Origin of the sequence: Beijerinckia mobilis, from assembly GCF_000745425.1 — a bacterium.
Lineage (GTDB): Bacteria > Pseudomonadota > Alphaproteobacteria > Rhizobiales > Beijerinckiaceae > Beijerinckia > Beijerinckia mobilis.
Genome location: NZ_KN050689.1, coordinates 136,680 through 155,118, shown reverse-complemented (window position 1 = coordinate 155,118; position 18,439 = coordinate 136,680). Strand labels below are relative to the sequence as shown.

Annotated in this window: 13 protein-coding genes and 1 riboswitch; of the genes, 7 read left to right on the top strand and 6 right to left on the bottom strand. The window is 62.0% G+C overall.

What is annotated here, in order from left to right; translation table 11 throughout:
• Positions 1 to 56: 56 nt before the first annotated feature.
• Positions 57 to 845 carry a cobalt-precorrin-6A reductase gene (locus DL88_RS18935; protein ID WP_051956180.1) on the top strand — a complete coding sequence of 263 codons (789 nt, stop codon included), beginning with the start codon at positions 57 to 59 and terminating at the stop codon, positions 843 to 845.
• Here the strand turns inward: DL88_RS18935 and cobJ are convergent.
• The 6 genes from cobJ to cobW are packed head-to-tail and all read right to left on the bottom strand — an operon-like array spanning position 815 to position 8,783.
• On the bottom strand, positions 815 to 1,594 hold the full coding sequence (cobJ, locus tag DL88_RS18930; RefSeq protein ID WP_034999671.1) for a precorrin-3B C(17)-methyltransferase: 780 nt from the start codon (positions 1,592 to 1,594) through the stop codon (positions 815 to 817). The two genes, DL88_RS18935 and cobJ, sit on opposite strands and share 31 nt — an antisense overlap.
• Positions 1,591 to 2,367 carry a precorrin-2 C(20)-methyltransferase gene (locus tag DL88_RS18925; RefSeq protein WP_051956179.1) on the bottom strand — a complete coding sequence of 259 codons (777 nt, stop codon included), beginning with the start codon at positions 2,365 to 2,367 and terminating at the stop codon, positions 1,591 to 1,593. Before DL88_RS18925 ends, cobJ begins: the two co-directional genes overlap by 4 nt.
• Positions 2,364 to 2,993: a precorrin-8X methylmutase gene (locus DL88_RS18920; protein ID WP_034999668.1), complete on the bottom strand. Its 630-nt coding sequence runs from the start codon at positions 2,991 to 2,993 to the stop codon at positions 2,364 to 2,366. Before DL88_RS18920 ends, DL88_RS18925 begins: the two co-directional genes overlap by 4 nt.
• Complete coding sequence (gene cobG / locus DL88_RS18915) at positions 2,990 to 4,333, bottom strand: precorrin-3B synthase (RefSeq protein ID WP_034999665.1); 1,344 nt, start codon at positions 4,331 to 4,333, stop codon at positions 2,990 to 2,992. Before cobG ends, DL88_RS18920 begins: the two co-directional genes overlap by 4 nt.
• A complete protein-coding gene (gene cobN, locus DL88_RS18910; RefSeq protein WP_034999663.1) occupies positions 4,330 to 7,716 on the bottom strand; it encodes a cobaltochelatase subunit CobN in 3,387 nt (1,128 codons plus the stop codon). The genes cobG and cobN overlap by 4 nt, the downstream gene beginning before the upstream one ends.
• 14 nt (positions 7,717 to 7,730) lie before the next feature.
• Positions 7,731 to 8,783 carry a cobalamin biosynthesis protein CobW gene (gene cobW, locus DL88_RS18905; protein ID WP_034999661.1) on the bottom strand — a complete coding sequence of 351 codons (1,053 nt, stop codon included), beginning with the start codon at positions 8,781 to 8,783 and terminating at the stop codon, positions 7,731 to 7,733.
• Positions 8,784 to 8,889: 106 nt separating this feature from the next.
• Positions 8,890 to 9,075: riboswitch (cobalamin riboswitch) on the bottom strand.
• Between the two features lie 219 nt (positions 9,076 to 9,294).
• On the opposite strand from cobW, the gene DL88_RS18900 reads away from it, so the two are divergent.
• The 6 genes from DL88_RS18900 (at position 9,295) to DL88_RS18875 (ending at position 17,900) form a co-directional block, all read left to right on the top strand.
• Complete coding sequence (locus DL88_RS18900; protein ID WP_051956178.1) at positions 9,295 to 10,197, top strand: EfeM/EfeO family lipoprotein; 903 nt, start codon at positions 9,295 to 9,297, stop codon at positions 10,195 to 10,197.
• Entirely contained in the window at positions 10,194 to 11,612 is a 1,419-nt protein-coding gene (locus DL88_RS18895; protein ID WP_051956177.1) for a cytochrome c peroxidase, read from the top strand. Before DL88_RS18900 ends, DL88_RS18895 begins: the two co-directional genes overlap by 4 nt.
• A 228-nt stretch (positions 11,613 to 11,840) precedes the next feature.
• Positions 11,841 to 13,853: an alkaline phosphatase family protein gene (locus DL88_RS18890; protein WP_051956176.1), complete on the top strand. Its 2,013-nt coding sequence runs from the start codon at positions 11,841 to 11,843 to the stop codon at positions 13,851 to 13,853.
• Between the two features lie 224 nt (positions 13,854 to 14,077).
• Positions 14,078 to 14,734, top strand: coding sequence for a hypothetical protein (locus DL88_RS18885; RefSeq protein ID WP_156971208.1), 657 nt, complete (start codon positions 14,078 to 14,080; stop codon positions 14,732 to 14,734).
• A 109-nt stretch (positions 14,735 to 14,843) separates the two neighbouring features.
• Positions 14,844 to 15,935 carry an ATP-dependent DNA helicase gene (locus DL88_RS18880; RefSeq protein WP_034999658.1) on the top strand — a complete coding sequence of 364 codons (1,092 nt, stop codon included), beginning with the start codon at positions 14,844 to 14,846 and terminating at the stop codon, positions 15,933 to 15,935.
• A 309-nt stretch (positions 15,936 to 16,244) separates the two neighbouring features.
• Positions 16,245 to 17,900: an alkaline phosphatase D family protein gene (locus DL88_RS18875; protein ID WP_034999656.1), complete on the top strand. Its 1,656-nt coding sequence runs from the start codon at positions 16,245 to 16,247 to the stop codon at positions 17,898 to 17,900.
• The last annotated feature ends 539 nt before the right edge of the window (positions 17,901 to 18,439 follow it).

Sequence of the window (18,439 nt, the reverse complement as noted above, 5' to 3'; positions counted from 1 at the left end):
AGCTCCCTGATCGTGCTCTGGCGGCTATCGGATTTGTGGGCAAGCGGAGCGGATTTATGCGGCTTCTCATTCTTGGCGGCACCAGCGAGGCGAGTGCGCTCGCGAAATGTCTCGCGGCACGGCCGGATCTCGCCCCGATTCTGTCGCTTGCCGGGCGCACCAGCGCTCCCGTGGCCCCGCCGATCCCTTTTCGTATCGGCGGTTTCGGCGGTGTTGCGGGCCTTTCCGCCTATATTGAGCAGGAGGGCATCGACCTTCTTGTCGATGCGACGCATCCTTTCGCCGCGCAAATGTCGGCGCATGCAAGCGCGGCCGCCGCCGCCTGCGCCATTCCGCTCATTGTCCTCACCCGCGCGCCCTGGCGGGAGGAGCCGAATGATCGCTGGATCCGCGTACCGGATATGCAGGCCGCCGCAAAAGCGCTCGGCGAAACGCCGCGCCGCGTTTTTCTCACCATCGGCCGGCTGCAGGTCGAGGCCTTTACTACCGCGCCACAGCATTTCTACCTGATCCGCACCATCGAGCCTCCGGGGGCTCTCGCTCTGCCCGATCATCGCCTTCTGTACGATCGCGGACCTTATGATGCGGCGCGCGAAAAGGCGCTGCTGCAAGAGGAGCGCATCGATTGCCTCGTCACCAAGAATTCCGGGGGGGCGGCAACCTATGGCAAGATCGCCGCCGCGCGTGCGCTGGGCTTGCCGGTCGTCATGGTCGAGCGGCCTTCGAGCGGAACTGAAACGGCGATCACGGTGCATGCACCGCAGGATGTCCTCGCCTGCATCGACGCGCATCGGGAAAAAATCGCGGTGCATCATCAGGCGGACCTCACGGAACGCGGCGTGTAAAGAAGCGGTCTTCCCGCCTGCACGAGGCTCCGCGTTGCGCTGGAACCGATCAGCACCAATGTGCTCATATCGGCAAGGCCCGGATCGGCTGAGGTGAGCGTGGTGAGCACCAAGGATTCGTCCTTGCGGCCGATGGCGCGAGCGAAGGCCACCGGCGTCTCTCCCGCCTTCTCCCGGCGCAGAAGGGTGAAGGCGTCATGGATCGGCTGCGGCCGCGCCTTCGAGGCCGGATTATAGAGCGCGATTACGAAATCGCCGTCGCAGGCGGCTTGCAGCCGCCGCTCGATGAGTGCCCAGGGTTTCAGATTGTCCGACAGCGAAATGGCGCAGAAATCATGGCCGAGCGGCGCGCCGATGCGGGCGGCTGCGGCCTGCATGGCGGAAAGGCCGGGGGTTACCTTGATGTCGAGCGCTGCCCAACCGGGTTCGCCCTGTTCCACCGCCTCGAAGACGGCGGCGGCCATGGCGAAAATGCCGGGATCACCGCCCGAGACGACACCCACGCGGCGGCCTTCCATGGCGAGTGCAAGGGCATGACGGGCGCGGTCGATTTCGACGCGATTGTCGCTCGCATGCAGCCTTTGACCGGGCTGGGGAGCGATGCGGTCGAGATAGGGCTTGTAGCCGACAAGATCGCTCGCGGCGGCGAGAAGTGCCGTGCTTTCCGGCGTCATCCACTCGGCGGGGCCGGGCCCGAGGCCGATGATGCGCAGCGAGCCATCCGGAAAATCAACCGGGAAATCGATCATGGCCGCCGCCCCTGGCCGGGAATGAGGATCATCGAGAAATAGGGCGCCGAATCCTCTTTCCTGTCGGCGAGCGGCTGCATCGCCTGATCCTGCATGGTCGCATGTTCGATATAAAGTGCGTCGCCGAGACGGCCGGCGGCGCGGATGGCCTCGCGGATTTTCGGCAGATTGGCTCCGATCTTGAGGATGACGGCGGCATCCGCCGCCTTGATCTTTTCCGTGAGCAGGGCGGCGCCGAGCGTGCCGGGCAAAACGGCGAGCACATCGTCGCCCCAGGTCATCGGCAGGCTGGCGGCGCTCCAGGCGCCCGCCATGCCGCTGACGCCCGGCACGATTGTAACGGGGAAACGGTCCCGCAACCGGATGTGCAGATGCATGAAGGAGCCATAAAATAGAGGATCGCCCTCGCTGACGAGCGCGACATCCTCGCCAGCGGAAAGAATTGCGGCGAGGCGTTCAGCGGAATCCTCGTAAAAGCCGCGCAGGGCAGCCGTATAGGTGGGATCGCAGAAATGCACTTCCGTTGTCAGCGGATAGATAAGCGGCAGTTCCCGCGCTTCCGCATCACGCCAGGCGGAAAGGATTTTGCGCGCCTTGCCGGGCGCGCCTTTCTTGGTGAAATAGGCGACGACGGGCACTTCCCCGAGAAGCCGCGCGGCCTTCACGGTGATGAGATCGGGATCGCCGGGGCCGAGGCCGAGCCCGTAGAGCCGTCCCGTAGCGGTGGGCGTGCTGGCGGAAGAACCCGTGCTGTTGCTCACGGCATCGCTCATTCGCGCGTGCTCGCCAGTGCATTGATCGCGGCGGCGGTCATGGCGCTGCCGCCCTTGCGGCCGGTGACGGCGATGAAAGGCGCGGGAGTGGTGGCGATCAGAGCCTCCTTCGATTCCGCCGCGCCGACGAAGCCGACCGGCATGCCGAGAATGAGGGCGGGTTTGGGGGCGCCATCCGCCAGCATGTCGAGGAGATGAAAGAGTGCGGTCGGCGCATTGCCGATGGCGACGAGCGCTCCGGCCAGATGCGGGCGCCAGAGTTCGAGCGCGGCGGCACTGCGTGTCGTTCCGAGACCTTCCGCGAGCGCTGGCACTTTCTCGTCGCCGAGAAAGCACAAAACCTCGTTGCGGGCGGGAAGACGGGCGCGCGTGACGCCATAGGCGACCATATTGGCATCACAGAGGATCGGCGCCCCGGCGGCGAGCGCGGCGCGTCCGGCCTCCGCCGCTCCTGGGGAAAAGACGAGGTTTTCGGTAATGTCCACCATGCCGCAGGCATGGATGATGCGCACCGCGACCTGTTCCTCGGCAGCGGAGAAACGCGCGAGATCGGCCTCGGCGCGGATGGTGGCGAAGGAGCGGCGGTAGATTTCCGCGCCATCTCGAAGATAATCGAGGCCGCTCAAGAGGAAGCTCCGGTTTCGGGGGAAAAGGATCGCGCGAGGAGGCTCTCTACTTGCGTCAAGGTCAAGCCGCGCGCGGCGGGATGGTCTGTGGCTTTGCCTTCGAGAACCAGATCATAGAGGCCCGCGCGGGCGACCAGCGTCAAGGGTGCTGGAGCGGCATGGGCGCACCCTTTGGCGCAGCCCGAGACATGAAGGAAAATGCCGGGAGCCCCTGCCGATGCGCGCCGGTGCAAAAGCAGGGCTGAAAGCGCCTGTGCATCGTCCTGCACCGGGGTGCTGGCCTCGGCGCAGGCGGGCGCACCGGAACAGGCGGCAATGCGCAGGCGCGGATCGGCAGGATCAAGAATAAAGCCGAGATCGGTGAGTTCTTCGGCGAGGTGATCGCGCCGCGCCGGTTCAAGGCCAGTTAGGAACACGAGACGCCAGGGTGTCAGGCGTATGTCGCTGGCCCCTGCCCGCTCCGCTGCTTCGGCGAGTCCCGCGAGCATGGCGGCGTCGCAGCGCCCGAAAGGGAGGCCAGCGGCCAAACAAGCGCTGGCGCGGGACGGAGCCGATGGGGTCAGGTCGAAGCGACCGACGGGCGGTGTAACCGATGCGCGAAGATCTGTTGCAACATATGGCACCGGTGCGCCTTCGCCCAGTCGCAGCAAGTGCAGAATCCGTGCGGGGCCATAATGGTCGATCAGGCCGCGCATTCGCCCCGCCTGTCCGGCATCGGGCAAAGCGGCAAGCCGCAGAAAGGCGCGGGCGAGGCCGAGCGCCAGAGGCACCAGCGCATCGGTGGTGCAGGTGCCGAGCCGGATCGCTTCGGTCGCGTCGCCGCCGATGCCGATGGAGAAAAGGCCCGTGTCAGTATCATAATCGAAACGGATATCGGCCGGGCAGGCGGCGAGCGACGGCGCGCTGCAATCATCGATGAGAAAGCCGAATTTGCCGGGCAGGGCGGCAAGGTCCCGCGCCTCGGCAAGCGCGGAGCCAAGCTTCTCCTCCAGCGGGCGAATGTCGGGCGCGGTGGTGAGCCCCGCGAGCGGGGAAATCAGGATGTTGCGCCGCGCCTCGGCTTCGGCCGTCGCATCGAGAAGGCCATGTCTTGCCAGTTGTGCCAGCGCCTCGGGAAGGGTTTCGGGCGCAAAACCGCGCAATTGTAGATTGCCGCGCATCGACAATTCGATGCCGCCATTCCCGCAATGCGCCGCGACCGCCGCGATGGCCCGCGCCGCGTCGATCGAAACGGCCGATCCTTTCGGACGCAGGCGCAGCAACAGGCCGTCACCCGCTGGCATCGGCCGTAGGGCGCCGGGGCACCAGCCCTTCACCGGCGTTTTGAAGGGCGCGCTCATGCGGAGCCCTCCGCGCTGGCGCGCAAGGTTTCGAGCAAAGCGGAATCGCTGTTGCGCCGGCTCTGCCACAGATTCCGCGCCCGCGCCGCCTCGAAACAATCGGCGAGCGCCCGCGCGGCATCGGGGTTTTCGCGCTTGAGGAAGGCGTGGATCTCGTCATCAAGGCAAAGCGCCGCAAACAGGCGCTCGAAAGCCTCCGGCGGCACGGCATCGGAGAGTACCGCCATGGCGAAGAGATGATCGGCGCTGCGGGCGATTTCTGCTGCGCCGCGATAGCCATGGCGCATCTGACCGTGAAGCCAGCGCGGATTGGTGAGCCGCCCCTGCACCAGCCGGGCAATGTCGCCGGCGAGCGGACGCACGCGCGGTGTCTCGGGTTTGGTGGTGTCGATTTGATAGAGCGCCGGAGCGTTGCCGAGCGCGGCGGCGGCGGCGGCGAAACCGCCTATATGGTCGATCACGGCGTCGGAATCGAGTGCGTCCTGCTCGGCCTGGTCCTGCATATGGAGAAAGGCGTCGGCCTCTGCCACGCGATCGGCGAAGCCTTTGCTTGCCTCACCCTCGTTTGCCTTTTCCTGGCCACCGGCGCAGCCATAGGCGTGGGATGTGGCTGCAAGGTAAAGCGCGCCGAGATCTTTGCGCAGGAGATGCGGATCCTCGGCAAGCGCGCGGGAGAGGCCGAGGCCATAGGCGCCGGGCGCAGCGCCGAAAATGCGCGCCAGGGGACTACCGGAAGCCGCTCCGGCGAAAGGATTGTCGTCTTCCTCGAGCCGGGAAAGAGCGCCGATGGCTTGATCGAACAGGGCGATCTGCATCGGAAAAACGTCGCGGAAGAGACCGGAAATGCGCAAGGTGACGTCGACGCGCGGGCGCCCGAGTTTGGCGTTGGGCAAAATGTCGAACCCGCTGACGCGGCCCGTCGCGGCATCCCAGCGCGGCTTGACGCCGATCAGCGCCAGCGCCTGCGCGAAATCATCGCCGCCGGTGCGCATTGTGGCGCTGGCCCAGAGATCCATGACGATGGCGCGCGGCCAGTCGCCGTGATCCTGCGCATGGCGTTCGAGCAGAGCCTCGGCGGCATTCCAGCCGATCTCCCATGCGGTCGGCGTCGGCACGGCGCGCGGATCGATGCCGTAGAGATTGCGGCCGGTTGGTAAAACGTCGCGGCGCCCGCGCGAGGGCGCGCCGCCTGGCCCCGGTTGCACGAAACGCCCGTCCAGCGCGGCAAGCAGGCCCGTTGCCTCCGCTATATTACATTGAGCGGCAAGCGCTGCATCAATATCGGGCCTCTGCTCGGTCCCTTGCGCGAAGACATGCAGCCCATCGCCGATGCGCAGCTCCTTCATGTCGCAGAGGCAGGCATCGAGCTGTTGCAAGGCGGAACGGATATCCTGTTGCGGAAAATTCGGAGAGAGAGACGAGAGTCCGGCGAAGGCGGCAAAATTGCTTTCGCGGACACGCCGCAGAATGGTCTCGCCGATCCTTTCGGCGCGTTTGGGATCGAGCCATTCGGCGCCGGAATATTCGTCGAGCAGGGCTTCGAGTTCGAGGGCGATGCCATGGCTGCCCGCCGCCGTCAAGGGCGGCGTCATATGGCCTATGGTGCAGGCGGCAAGCCGGCGTTTGGCCTGCGCCGCCTCGCCGGGGTTGTTGACGATGAAGGGATAGATCACCGGTAGCGGGCCGGTGAGCACTTCCGGCGCGCATTCCTCCGTCAGCGCCGCCGCCTTGCCGGGCAGCCATTCGAGCGTGCCATGGGTGCCGCAGGCGATAAGAGCATGAATCTTCTCGTCATGACGCAGAAACAGATGAAAGGCGATATACTTATGGCAGGGAGCGAGCCCGGCGTCGTGATAGGCGCTCTTGCGATCTTGCCGCTGATCTTGCCAAGTCGTGCGCTCGGGCTGCACCGCCATGAGAAGAGCGCCGCAGCGCAAAGCCTTGAAGCGGAAGACGCCATTTTGGAGGGCGGGATCGTCCTGTGGTGCGCCCCATTGCACTTGCACCGCCTCGCGAAACGCTTCCGGCAGCGCCGCGAAATGCTTTTCATAGATGCCGAGCGGGATTGCGAGCCCACCGGTTTCCACTTTATCTGATTCCGCAAGCGCGCGCAGCAGCCCTGCCGCTTCGGGCACATCGCCGATTCTGTAGCCCGCTCCGGCGAGCAGCGTGGCGATGGCGGCGAGACTGCGGCCGGTATCGAGCCCCACCGCATGGCCGGTCTGGCCGCCCTTATCGCCGCCTTTGCCGGGATAATCCGGAATGATGCAGGCGAGCCGCCGCTCTTCGGGCGGGGTTCGGCGCAGATGGACGATCGCCGCCGCGCGCTCCGCCACATGAGCGATGCGCGAGAATATGGGCGCATGCAGGCGCGGGGTGAATTCCAGATCGGTGCGGAACGGCTGTTCGGCCAGCGCGCCGATGAGCGTGGTGATGAGCCGCCCGTCCATTTCCGGCAGACAGATGTTCATGGCAAGATCGGCGGCTTTGAGCCCGCGCGGATCGGCGCGCCAGGCCGCCTCGCCCGCCGTGCCGAGAAAGGCTTGCAGCACCGGTGCATCGGCTGCATCGAGGATGCTGGCTCCGGCGTCGAGCCGCGCGGAAAAGCCGGTCGTGTTGAGGATGACGTCGAACTGGATCGCGGCAAGGAGATCATGGATAAAAGCCCGCGCCGCCTGATCCTTGAGGCTCGGCACGAAAATCGTCGTAACCGCGAGTTTGCGCGACGCCAAAGCCCTGGCCATGGCGGTGATGGTTTCGATGTCGCCGCAAAGGAGGAAGGAGCGGTAGAAAATCAAAAGAATATGGCCATGAGATGCCTCAGGCGCATGGCAGGCCGGTTCAAAAAGTCCGGCGACGGGAATGGGTTCGGGCTTGGCATATTCCACATCGCGGCCAAGAAAGCGCGCCGCGATGAAGGCGAGAAGCGCGCGCTGATTGGCGAGCCCGCCATATTGGCAATAGGCGAGGATTCGGTCGAGATCTGCGGCCGCCACGGTCGAGGCTTCCGCGAGCCGGGGATCGGCGCGATCATCGCCCGGAATGATGGCGAGTGGAAAACCATGGGCCCGGCTGGCGGCGACAAGCTCCTCGACCCCATAGCGCCAATAATCGAGCCCGCCGAGCAGCCGGACCAGGACGAAGCGGGCCTTTGAAATGACCTTTTCTCTATAGAGGTCGATGGAAAAGGGATGTTTGAGCTGGGCGAGGCTCGCGAGCCTCAGGCTGGGCGCACCCGCATGCTGATCCTCTGCTGCGAGGCTCATCAGGGCGAGATCGCTGTCCGAAAAGGACAGGAAGACGATCTCGGCCGGGCTCTGGCCGAGATCGATGGCGGCCTCGCCGGCATCGAGCGTTTCGCTGTCGATTTTCAGAAGATGCATGATTTTGCGTGTCTTCAGGCTGCCGAGGCGAAAGGTTCGGCGAGTGCCGCGCGGATCGCCGCGCCGTCGAGCCCCTTCTGACCGATGATCACCAGACGGCCGCAACGCTCTTCGCCGGCACACCAGGGCCGGTCATAATTCTGCTGGAAACGCGCACCGACGCCCTGCACCAGAAGCCGCATCGGCTTGCCTGCAATGTCGAGAAAGCCCTTGATGCGCAACACATCGTGGCGTTCGGCGAGCATCTTCAGCCGCGCCAGCATGGGTTCCGGCGCCACAAGCGGGGCGATAGGGATGACGAAACTGTCGAAATCATCGTGGTCATGCTCTTCCTCCGCATCATGATGCGAGGGGCGGGCGGCAAGATCATCCTCGGCTTTGGCGTCGAGGCCGAGAAGCACATCGGTCTCGACGCGGCCTTCGATGATCGGCACGATCTTGACCGCGCGCGGGATCAGCGCCGCAATATCGCCGACGATCGTCTCGCGCGCTTCGGGCGTCACGAGATCAATCTTGTTGAGCAGCACCAGATCGGCGCAGAGCAATTGATCCTCATAGACTTCTTCCAGAGGATTATCATGGTCGATCGCCTGATCGGCGGCGCGCGCCGCTTCGAGTTTTTGCGGATCCTCGGTGAAACGGCCCGCCGCGACGGCGCCGGCATCGACGACCGCGATGACGCCATCGACGGTGAGCTTGGAACGGATCGCCGGCCAGTCGAACGCCTTGACGAGCGGTTTCGGCAAGGCGAGGCCCGAGGTCTCTATCAGAATGTGTTCGGGAGGCGGATCGAGCGCCAGCAGCCTTTCGATCGCCGGAAGGAAATCATCGGCGACGGTGCAGCAGATGCAGCCATTGGCGAGTTCGATGATGCGTTCGGGCGTGCAGGCGTCATTGGTGCAGCCCTGCAAAATGTCGCCATCGACGCCGACATCGCCGAATTCATTGATCAGGAGGGCAAGGCGGCGGCCGCCCGCATGGGCGAGAAGATGGCGGATGAGAGTGGTCTTGCCGGCGCCGAGAAAGCCGGTGACGATGGTCGCGGGAATTTTGGAGAAACGCTGCATCCTGACCCCAGAAAAACGGGTGTTGAGAGACGCATGCGGGCCGGAGCCTTTACACGCGGGATTGTCCGCGCGGCGCGCGCTGGACCGGACACCCCGCCGGCCCCGAACGTGGATTTTACGCGCGGCAGGTCTCCTGGCTCACGGCTCGACGCCGATGCCGCCTTCCCGGGTTCTCCCAGTGGCTTTCGGCACGGCTTGCCGCCTACAGTTGCGGGGGCAGCCAGGGTTTTGAAAACCTCACCCTGTTCCCTTTTGACCCTCCGGGGAGGGACCGTCGCGTCAAACGACACTAGCGTAAGAGGACCGGAAAAGGAAAGGCGGCTTTGCCTCGGCCAAAGGGGCGAAGCGGCCGGAGCTCGGAAATGCGTTTTGGGGAAGAATAGGAAGCGCCGGGAAAAGTGATGATAATGGCGGGCAGTGCATGTACCGGCGTCACAGAAGGGTAAAAAAGCGATCGTAAGCAGCACGGCACCAGAGAGATCCCTTCATTGGCTCCGTTATCGACGCGCTCATGATCCTTGCCATTCTCAATTTCCTCGGGTCTGCGGTGGCAGGCCGCGATGCCGCACTTTCCCATGTATGGCCGGGCGCGCGGCGTTTGCGCTCTTGCCAGCGCCTTTGCCAGTGCTTGGCCTATCCCGTCATGACGGGCTTTCTCGCTCTCCTTTTGCCGGGTTTCGGTTTTGCAGCGGTTGACGGGAAAGCGCTCGACGCGGCGGCGGAGCATTATCGTCCCTTCATGATCGCCAGCATTGACCAATCGCTGGCGGAGGCCGCGAAGCTGCATCAATGCCTTGTTGCCAAGGACATAGCCTGTGCGCGGCGGGCATGGATCGCGGCGCGGGTCGGCTGGGAGCGATCCGAGGTTTTTACAAGCAGTCTCGCGCCGGAACTCGATCGGAAGATCGATGCCTGGCCGGATGCCGCAGACGGATTTCACGGCATTGAATCGGCACTTTTCGGCGCGGGAGGGCAGCCCCCGATGGCGGAGGTCGAAGAGCTTCTTGCCGATCTGAAAGCGTTCAAAGCCAAAATGAGCGCCGACAGGCTGCCAGCCCAAGCGCTTTTCAACGGCACGGCGCGGCTTGCCTATGAGATCGGCGGCAACAAGGCCGATGGCGGTGAATCGCGTCTCAGCGGCACTTCGCTCGAAGATATGCGCAATAATGTCACCGGTATCGAGGCCGCCTATGACACGATTTTCTCAGGCGCCCTGAAACAGGCCGATCCAAAACTTGCCGATCGGGCGAAGCGAGAGATCGATCAGCTGAAAAACCTTCTCGCCGCGCCGGATCTGAAGGCAATCGATCCCGAGCAATTGCGTATGCTCAGCGAGACATTCGTCGTGACTTTGGCCGAGGCCGCGCCAAAACTCGGCCTCGTGAGACCTCTCCTCGAAGAGATCGGCAAATGAAAAACGTTCTCGCGCCGAAATTTTCCGCGGTCCTCGCCGCTGGCGCCGTTTTCTTTCTCCTGGGAAGCATTTCCTCGATCATCAAGGCTTTTCCGGTTGGCGGCGAGCAGACGGCATTGCCGGCGGGCAGCGACCTCAATGAAGACGCGCTGGCGAAACCGCGCGAAATCTTCAAATCTGAGGTGCATAACGGGCGGAAGTCTTATCTCGTCAATCTCGGCGACCTTGCCTTTAATTCCCCGCTGCTCCTCGGTGGTATCGCCAGGCGGGCGAACATGAGCTGCGGCACCTGCCACACCAATGGCGCCGCCAATGCCGGGCTTTTCGTTCCCGGCCTTTCGTCGAAGCCCGGCACCATCGATACCAATGGGGCGCTGTTCTTTCCGAAGGCCGATGACAAGATCTTCAATCCGAAACGGATACCGAGCCTGCGTGGTGAACGCTATCTCGCGCCCTATGGCCAGGATGGCCGCATCGCCTCGCTGCGCGAATTCGTCCGCGAAGTCATCGTCGATGAATTCGACGGGCCGGAACCCGCGCCCAAAATTCTCGATGCCATCGCCACCTATATCAACGACATTGATTTTTTGCCCAATCCGCAACTCGGTCCCGCCGGCCGCCTGACGCAACAGCCGAGCGATGCGGCACGCCGTGGCGAGGCCCTGTTCAACCGGCCGTTTCCACAGAATCCGGCGTTGAGCTGTGCGGCTTGCCATGATCCGACCGGCGCTTTCGTCGATCATCGCCAGCATGATGTCGGTTCTGGCGGTCTGTTCAAGACCCCGACTCTGCGCAACGCCAATGTCAACGCGCCCTATTTCCATGACGGCCGGTTTGAATCCTATGGACAGGTCGTCGCCTATTTCGATCATTTCTTCTCGCTCGGCCTAAAGGCGGAGGAACAGGCGGATCTCGTCGCCTATCTCAGCGCCGTCGGCGATGGATTAATGCCGCTGGAGCGGCAGAACTCCGCGGTCCATATCCGCGAAATGAATGATTTCCTGAGTGTCCTCGAAGTAGCGATTCCGGCGCATGACAAAGATGTCATCGCCCTGAGCGTGGATACGGTGATCCGCGAATTGCGCGAATTGACCGAGGATTTTCCCGACCACAAGGATACGGCGGTGCCCGATGGTCTCGCGGAACGGCGGACCGCCCGGCTCGCTCTCAAGGAGACGGTCCTGCTGCTGCGCCGCCTGAATGCGGATGCCACCGGCGATCGTTTCGAGGAAGCGGCGGCCGATTATAAACTCGTTCGCAATATGATGGTGGGTGCCATCCCCGCCAACATGCTCAAGGCGGAAGCCTGGTCGCTGTTCAATCCGGACATCCATAAAAAACATTATGCGGCTCTGGGCCGGATGCTGGATGCGGCCGGAACCGCGCATCCTCTCGCGCCGGAGAAGAAGCAGTGACACCGGGCGCCTTCGCGGAGATCAATCCTGAGGGGTGGCTCATTCAGCCTTCCTCAGATACAAGGATTCAATTGTGAGCGTGAATGATAGCGCGGTAAAGTAAAATAGATTTTTATGTAAAATGCAGCGGGGCCGGGTGCACGCGTGCCGGTTGTCACACCGCTTTGATCTATTCCAAACATAAGCCTGACGAGTCCCTCCCCCCGGGGACAAGTCGGAGCCCCCCATATGTCTTCGTTACAAACCGTCAAGCAGATATTGCATCGCACGACGGCGCTTTGCGCTGTCGCCTCCCTTCTTTCAGTGACTGTGCCGCCCTCCTATGCCGCCCCGTCGGAGGCGAACGCTTCATCGAAAGCCCATCGGGATGAAGCCGCCAAATTCCACACCGCGAGCCCGATCAAGCATGTGATCATTCTGATCGGCGAAAACCGTGGTCTCGATCATACATTCGGCGTCTACAAGCCGAAGGGCAAGGGCCAGACGATTTCGAATATTCTGTCCAAGGGCATCGTCAATGAAGACGGCACGCCGGGCAAGAATTTCAAGCTTGCCCAGCAATATTTCGTTGCCGCCAAGCCGAGCTGGTATTTCGGCGTGCCAAACAGCGAGAAGATCCCCTACGGCACCGCCAATCTGATGCCGCAGCCGAATACCAATGGCGCGCCGCAATCAACCAGCACCACCTCGCCGCCATTCTCTTCGATCGCGATCGCCCAGGTCGAAAAGGATATGGATCCGGATAGTCTCGCCTTGCTGACGACCGGCGCGACTGGCTTGCCCACGAAGAGCCTCGACACCCGCGTTCCCGGCGCCGGTTCCTTGCCGCCCGGACCTTTCGTCCTGCAGGGCCCCAATCTCAGCGATGACGATTACACCGGCGATATGACGCATCGTTTCTATCAGGCCGCGCAGCAGCAGGATTGTCATCTTCAAAATGCCACGCATGACAATCCGACGGGCTGCCTGAACGATCTCTTCCCCTTCGTCATGGCGACCTATTCGGCGACGAATAAGAGCCAGGGCAACGAAATGGGCTTTTATAATGCCGAGCAGGCGCAGGCCTCGATGCTCAAGGCGCTCGCCGACCGTTTCACCCTGAGTGATAATTTCCATCAATCCTTCCTCGGCGGCACCGGCGCGAACCATTTCATGTTCGGCACGGGTGACGCGGCCTTCTGGAGCGATGGCAATGGCAATGCGGTGACGCCGGCGGCCTCCGCGATCGCCAATCCCAATCCCAAGTCCGGCACCATCAATACCTATACCGCCGATAATAATTTCAGCGCCTGTGCGGATGTCACCCAGCCGGGTGTCAAGCCGATCGTCGATTATCTCGCGCACTTGCCCTATCCGGCAAAATCCAATTGCCAGCCGGGCCATTATTACATGCTCGACAACACCAATCCGGGCTTCCTTCCGAATGGCACGGTCGCGCCTGCCGCGATGGGCCGCATACCGCCCTCTTCGGTCCGCACGATCGGTGACGCACTCACTGAAAAGGAGATCAGCTGGGGCTATTATGGCGGCGGCTATGCGGATGCGGTGATTCTCGCCAATGAGGCGGTGGCCGCCAATCCGTCCAATCCGAATCTTTCCGCCGCTGCCGCTGCCGACCCGGCGCATGCGCTTGGCTCAGCCTATTGCGAGATCTGCAATCCGTTCCAATATGCGGCCTCGATCATGGGCGATGCGGAACAGCGCGCGGCCCATATCAAGGATTCCTCCGATCTGATCACGGAGATCCAGGAAAACAAGCTGCCGGCTGTTGCCGTCGGCAAGCCCGATGGACTGCTTGATGGCCATCCGCAGAGCTCGAAGCTTGATCTCTTCGAAGCCTATGTCCAGAAAATCCTCGAGACGCTGGATGCCAACCCCGCGCTCAAGGCCAATACGGTTGTCTTCGTGACGTGGGATGAAGCCGGTGGCTATTGGGATTCGGGCTTCGTGCAGCCAATCGATTATTTCGGCGACGGACCGCGTATTCCGTTTCTGACCCTCTCCGCCTATTCCACTGGCGGCAAGGTCAAGCATAATTATGCGGATCATGTCTCGCTCCTGAAATTCATCGAGCGGAACTGGGGTCTGTCTGCGCTGACGCATCGCAGCCGCGATAATCTCCCCAATCCGATCCCGCGTCCCAGTAATGCCTATGTTCCGGTCAATATGCCGGCGCTCGACGATCTCTGGGAGCAGTTCGACTTCCTCGCGCCGCCGAACCTGGTGTCTTTCACGAAATGACGATCTTTTAGGATGTGTCGGAGAGACAGGGTTTCACTGAAACCCTGTCTCTCCGGAGCATCGCTCGATCAATCGCGATCATGAGCGTTGCTCGCTCTTTTGGTGAGACGTTTCGGAAATATCGAAATGCTCTCGTTGTTGTAAACGCATTCAATTTGACGCACGATCCTATGGATTGTTTCGATAGGTTCATGCGCGAGGCACTGCCTTCGGACGATTGTTGGATGAAGCCTATTCTGACAATTCTCGGTTTCATGATCCTGTTCGCGGCGCCGGCGTTCGCGCGGACACAATCCTTTTCCGCCATGCTTCTCTTCCATGGAGTTGATGGAGGTCTGAAGGAGGCGACCGGAAAGCTTTTTTTCGATGGAAAGAGGGTCCGGCTCGAGCTGCCGGACTTTCGTCAGTCCTTCTTCGTGCTCGATCCCGCGCAAGGCACGGCGGTTCTGGTGCAGTCGCCGCGCCGCCAATTCATGGAAGCGCGCCAATCGACGATCCTGTCGCAGATCTTCGTTCCCGTGGATCCTCTGGATCCCTGCCGGCAATGGCGGGCCATGGCGAAAATTGCCGCCGTGCCGCAGCCTGAAACGGCGTGGCAATGTGTTTTTGCCGGCGAGGAAATCGATGGCACCATTCGCCTCAGAAAATACCGGCTCGAGTCTCGTCGTTATTCTCCGCTCTGGTGCTGGATCGATGTCGACCGTGCCTTTCCCGTCCGCCTGCGTCGTGCCGACGGCAGCCTGATCGATCTCGTCTCGATCCGGGACGAGACGCCCGATGCAGCACTGTTCGAAATCCCCGCGGGCTTTAGGAAATTCGACCCCGAGGCGCTGCTCGAGCGTATCCGCCAGAGCGACGTCTGGGTCGAGCCGGTGCACTGATGCCAGATCGTTTGGACGCGAGGGGTGCAGGTTGTTCCTCCATTTGACGCAGAATCCGCTTTGTCGCTATAAACCGCTTCCTTGAGACGAGGAGGCCGGTGAGCGGGTCATGATCTGGTCGCCGCAACAGGATGCGGCCCTGCAGGCGGTAAAAGCCTGGCTGAAACGGGGCGAGCCGCAGGTGTTCCGGCTGTTTGGCTATGCCGGAACCGGCAAGACCACGCTGGCCCGCCGCATTGCCGAGGATCTCGACGAAACCGTCGCTTTCGCGGCCTTCACCGGCAAGGCGGCCCTGGTGCTGCGTTCCAAGGGCTGCGAGGATGCGCGCACCATTCATAGCCTCATCTATCGCAGCCGCGGCGTCGAGGCGGAAACCCCTTCCTTCGTGTTGAATGACGAGAGCCCCGTGGCCAAGGCAGGGCTCGTCGTCATCGATGAATGTTCCATGGTCGATGAGGAACTCGGCCGCGATCTTCTTTCATTCGGCAAGCCGGTGCTGGTGCTGGGGGATCCGGCGCAATTGCCGCCGGTCAAGGGCGGTGGTTTCTTCACCGAAGCCGAGCCCGACATCATGCTGACCGATGTACACCGGCAGGCCGCGGATAATCCGATCATTCATATGTCGATGCGCATACGCGAGGGCGGCAATCTGGCGAAGGGCAGTTACGGCGAGAGCGTGGTCATTGGCCGCGACGCGATCGACGCCAGTCTGGTCACGCGCGCGGATCAGGTGCTGGTCGGCCTCAACAAGACGCGGCGCGCCTACAACCGCCGCTTGCGGCAATTGTTCGGTCATGAACAGCCTTTGCCCGAAATCGGCGACAAATTGGTCTGCCTGCGCAATGACAAGACCAAAGGATTGCTCAATGGCGGCCTCTGGGTTGTGAAGGCCAATGCGGGGATGCGCCGGAAGAAGCTGCAGCTCGATGCCGTGCCGGAGGAAGACCAAAGCCGCCGTCCATTGCGGCTCGGCATCCTGCCCGATTTCTTCGAGGGGACCGAGGAAAACCTGACTTATCAGCAGCGCCGGAGTTCGGATGAATTCGATTACGGCTATGCATTGACGGTTCACAAGGCCCAGGGCTCGCAATGGAACCGGCTCGTTCTGTTCGACGAAAGTTTCGCTTTCCGTGAACATCGCAGCCGCTGGCTCTATACCGGTATCACCCGCGCCGCCGAACATCTCGTTCTTGTTGTTTGACCCTTTGATCTGACCCATTCTCAGTGTCTGCCGGAGGATGTTGAAGAGAAGAGCCATGGCAGGGGGCGCGTTCGGATGTTTCCATCTGCTTCAATTAAAAAATTAGAGCATTTTCGATTGTCCTGGAGCGAATGGCGGTTTTTCTCAAATCGAAAAATCTATAAGCCAATGGAATTTAAGGTAAAATATCCGTCTGGCCATTGAGTATCACAAAAGCGTTAAAGGCCTGTCATCGAATATCGCGACAACGGCCGCGCTGACGTTGCAGCGCCGTCAGTTCCGATAGTCTAGACAGGAACATGCCCCATCATGTCTTCTTCCGAATCCAATCGCCGCCAGTTTCTGCGCGATGCCGGTGTTTCCCTTGGCCTTGGAACGCTCGGCCTTCCCACCGCGACTTTTGCCGCCCCTGCCATCGTCGCCGCCAATCGGCCGAGCCCGCTCGATCTGCAGACCGGCGATCCGTCCCATGACGGCATTCAGGTCTGGGCCCGCGCGGACAGCCCCGGGCGGATGATCGTCGAGGTCGCCACCGACCCGGAATTCCGCCATGTGCTGCGGCGCCAGGCGCCGCTCGCCACCGAAGCCACCGATCTGACGAGCCGCCTTCTGCTCAACGGCCTCGCCCCCGGCCAAGCCTATCATGTGCGTGTCGCTTTCGAACTGCCCGACGGCGCCAGGGGTCCCGGTGGCAGCCTCGGCCCGTGGATGGAAGGCACGTTCCGCACGCCTTCCGTCGTCGCGGATCGCCCCGTGCGTTTCCTGTGGTCGGGCGACATGAACGGCCAGGGCTGGGGTATCAATCCGGAAATCGGCGGCACACGCATGCATGAGACCATGCGCCAGCGTGATCCCGATTTCTTCGTGCACAACGGTGACACCATTTATGCCGATGGTCCCATCCTGCCGGAGGTGACGGCTGAAAACGGCCAGATCTGGAAGAATGTCGTCACCGAAGAGGTGAGCAAGGTTGCCGAAACCTTGAAGGAATATCGCGGCCGTCACCGCTATACGCTCCTCGACGATAATGTCCGCCGTTTCGCGCGGCAGGTGCCGCAGGTCATGCAATGGGATGACCACGAGATCTGCAACAATTGGTCGGAATCGAAGGATATTTCAGCCGATACGCGCTACACGGAAAAGGACGTGCGCGTGCTCGTTTCGCGTGGACGCCGCGCCTTCCTCGAAAACGCGCCGATGCGCTGGCAGCCCGCAACCTTCGAAAAGACCTGGGCTTCCCTCACGCTCCAGGAAAACTGGGAGCTCGATCAGGAAGGGCTGTCGCATCGCGTTTATCGCACGATTCCCTACGGCCCACTGGTCGAAGTTTTTGTTCTCGACATGCGCACCTATCGCGGCGCCAACAGCTATAATCTGCAGACCACGGAAAGCAAGGATACGGCCTTCATCGGCAACGAGCAGCTCGAATGGCTCGTCAACAAGCTCGCCTTTTCGCGCGCGACCTGGAAAGTGATCTCCGCCGACATGCCGATTGGTCTTTATGTTTCCGATGGCAAGGATGCCGAGGGCCGCGCGAAATGGGAGGCGATCGCCAATGGCGTCGACGGCCCTGCGGCCGGGCGCGAGCTGGAAATCGGCCGCCTGCTCACCCGTATCAAACAGGCTGGCGTGCGCAATGTCGTCTGGATCACCACCGATGTGCATTATTGCGCGGCGCATCATTATCATCCGGACCGTGCTTTCTACAAGAATTTCGACCCCTTCTGGGAATTCGTCGCCGGTCCGCTCAATGCAGGCAGCTTCGGCCCGAATGCACTCGATGAAACATTCGGTCCGGAACTGGTCTTCCAGAAGGCGCCGCCCTATGCCAATGCCTCGCCGCTCGCCGGCTATCAGTTCTTCGGTGAGATCAATATCGACCCCTATTCCCGCGCGCTGACGGTCGATCTGCGTGACCTCGACGGCGTCTCGCAATTCACCAAGACGCTGCAGCCGCAACGCTAAGGCGCTCGGAAAGCAAATCTCGATGAATATATTTGTTTGAGATTTGCGCGACCGGTTTGCCGGGATTTGGCCCCGGCAGCCGCTGGACGGCGGCTTCCCGCCGGACCTCATCGATCAGCACACGTTGGGATCGGTGAGTTCTGGCCGGATCCGGCTGGGGCGAAATCCGGAAGACAGGGCGTCAGAAGCCGCCCTGTCTTCTCGAATTGACGCTTGAGAATCATCGCCCGATATACGAGACGGATCGTCCGTTACGGGAAGGGAAAATGCTGCCTGGTGCAAACCTTGTATCGCGGTGTTGAGAGGCTTGCAGCGTCGACTTGCCCGTTCCGGAGCATGGACTGTTCAAATCGAACCAATTGTGATGTCCGCATCGTTTGAAAGCGCATTAAGATCATCCCGAAGGCGGTGCCTGCTTTGGCTTGATGCCTTGCCGTTGCTCATTGGTGCCGATGTCATAATGTTTCGATGGAGGAAGTTGAGAGCGGTTGGCTCTTGCGGAAGACTTCGCCTTGAATAACGTGCCTTGAATAAGGCGT

Bases quoted from the DNA above. Each gene is read 5' to 3' on its own strand.
- cobW (WP_034999661.1), bottom strand. From the start codon at position 8,783: ATGCAGCGTTTCTCCAAAATTCCCGCGACCATCGTCACCGGCTTTCTC.
- DL88_RS18885 (WP_156971208.1), top strand. From the start codon at position 14,078: ATGAAGCCTATTCTGACAATTCTCGGTTTCATGATCCTGTTCGCGGCG.
- DL88_RS18900 (WP_051956178.1), top strand. From the start codon at position 9,295: ATGATCCTTGCCATTCTCAATTTCCTCGGGTCTGCGGTGGCAGGCCGC.
- DL88_RS18935 (WP_051956180.1), top strand. From the start codon at position 57: ATGCGGCTTCTCATTCTTGGCGGCACCAGCGAGGCGAGTGCGCTCGCG.
- DL88_RS18875 (WP_034999656.1), top strand. From the start codon at position 16,245: ATGTCTTCTTCCGAATCCAATCGCCGCCAGTTTCTGCGCGATGCCGGT.
- DL88_RS18895 (WP_051956177.1), top strand. From the start codon at position 10,194: ATGAAAAACGTTCTCGCGCCGAAATTTTCCGCGGTCCTCGCCGCTGGC.
- cobJ (WP_034999671.1), bottom strand. From the start codon at position 1,594: ATGATCGATTTCCCGGTTGATTTTCCGGATGGCTCGCTGCGCATCATC.
- cobN (WP_034999663.1), bottom strand. From the start codon at position 7,716: ATGCATCTTCTGAAAATCGACAGCGAAACGCTCGATGCCGGCGAGGCC.
- DL88_RS18880 (WP_034999658.1), top strand. From the start codon at position 14,844: ATGATCTGGTCGCCGCAACAGGATGCGGCCCTGCAGGCGGTAAAAGCC.
- DL88_RS18925 (WP_051956179.1), bottom strand. From the start codon at position 2,367: ATGAGCGATGCCGTGAGCAACAGCACGGGTTCTTCCGCCAGCACGCCC.
- cobG (WP_034999665.1), bottom strand. From the start codon at position 4,333: ATGAGCGCGCCCTTCAAAACGCCGGTGAAGGGCTGGTGCCCCGGCGCC.
- DL88_RS18890 (WP_051956176.1), top strand. From the start codon at position 11,841: ATGTCTTCGTTACAAACCGTCAAGCAGATATTGCATCGCACGACGGCG.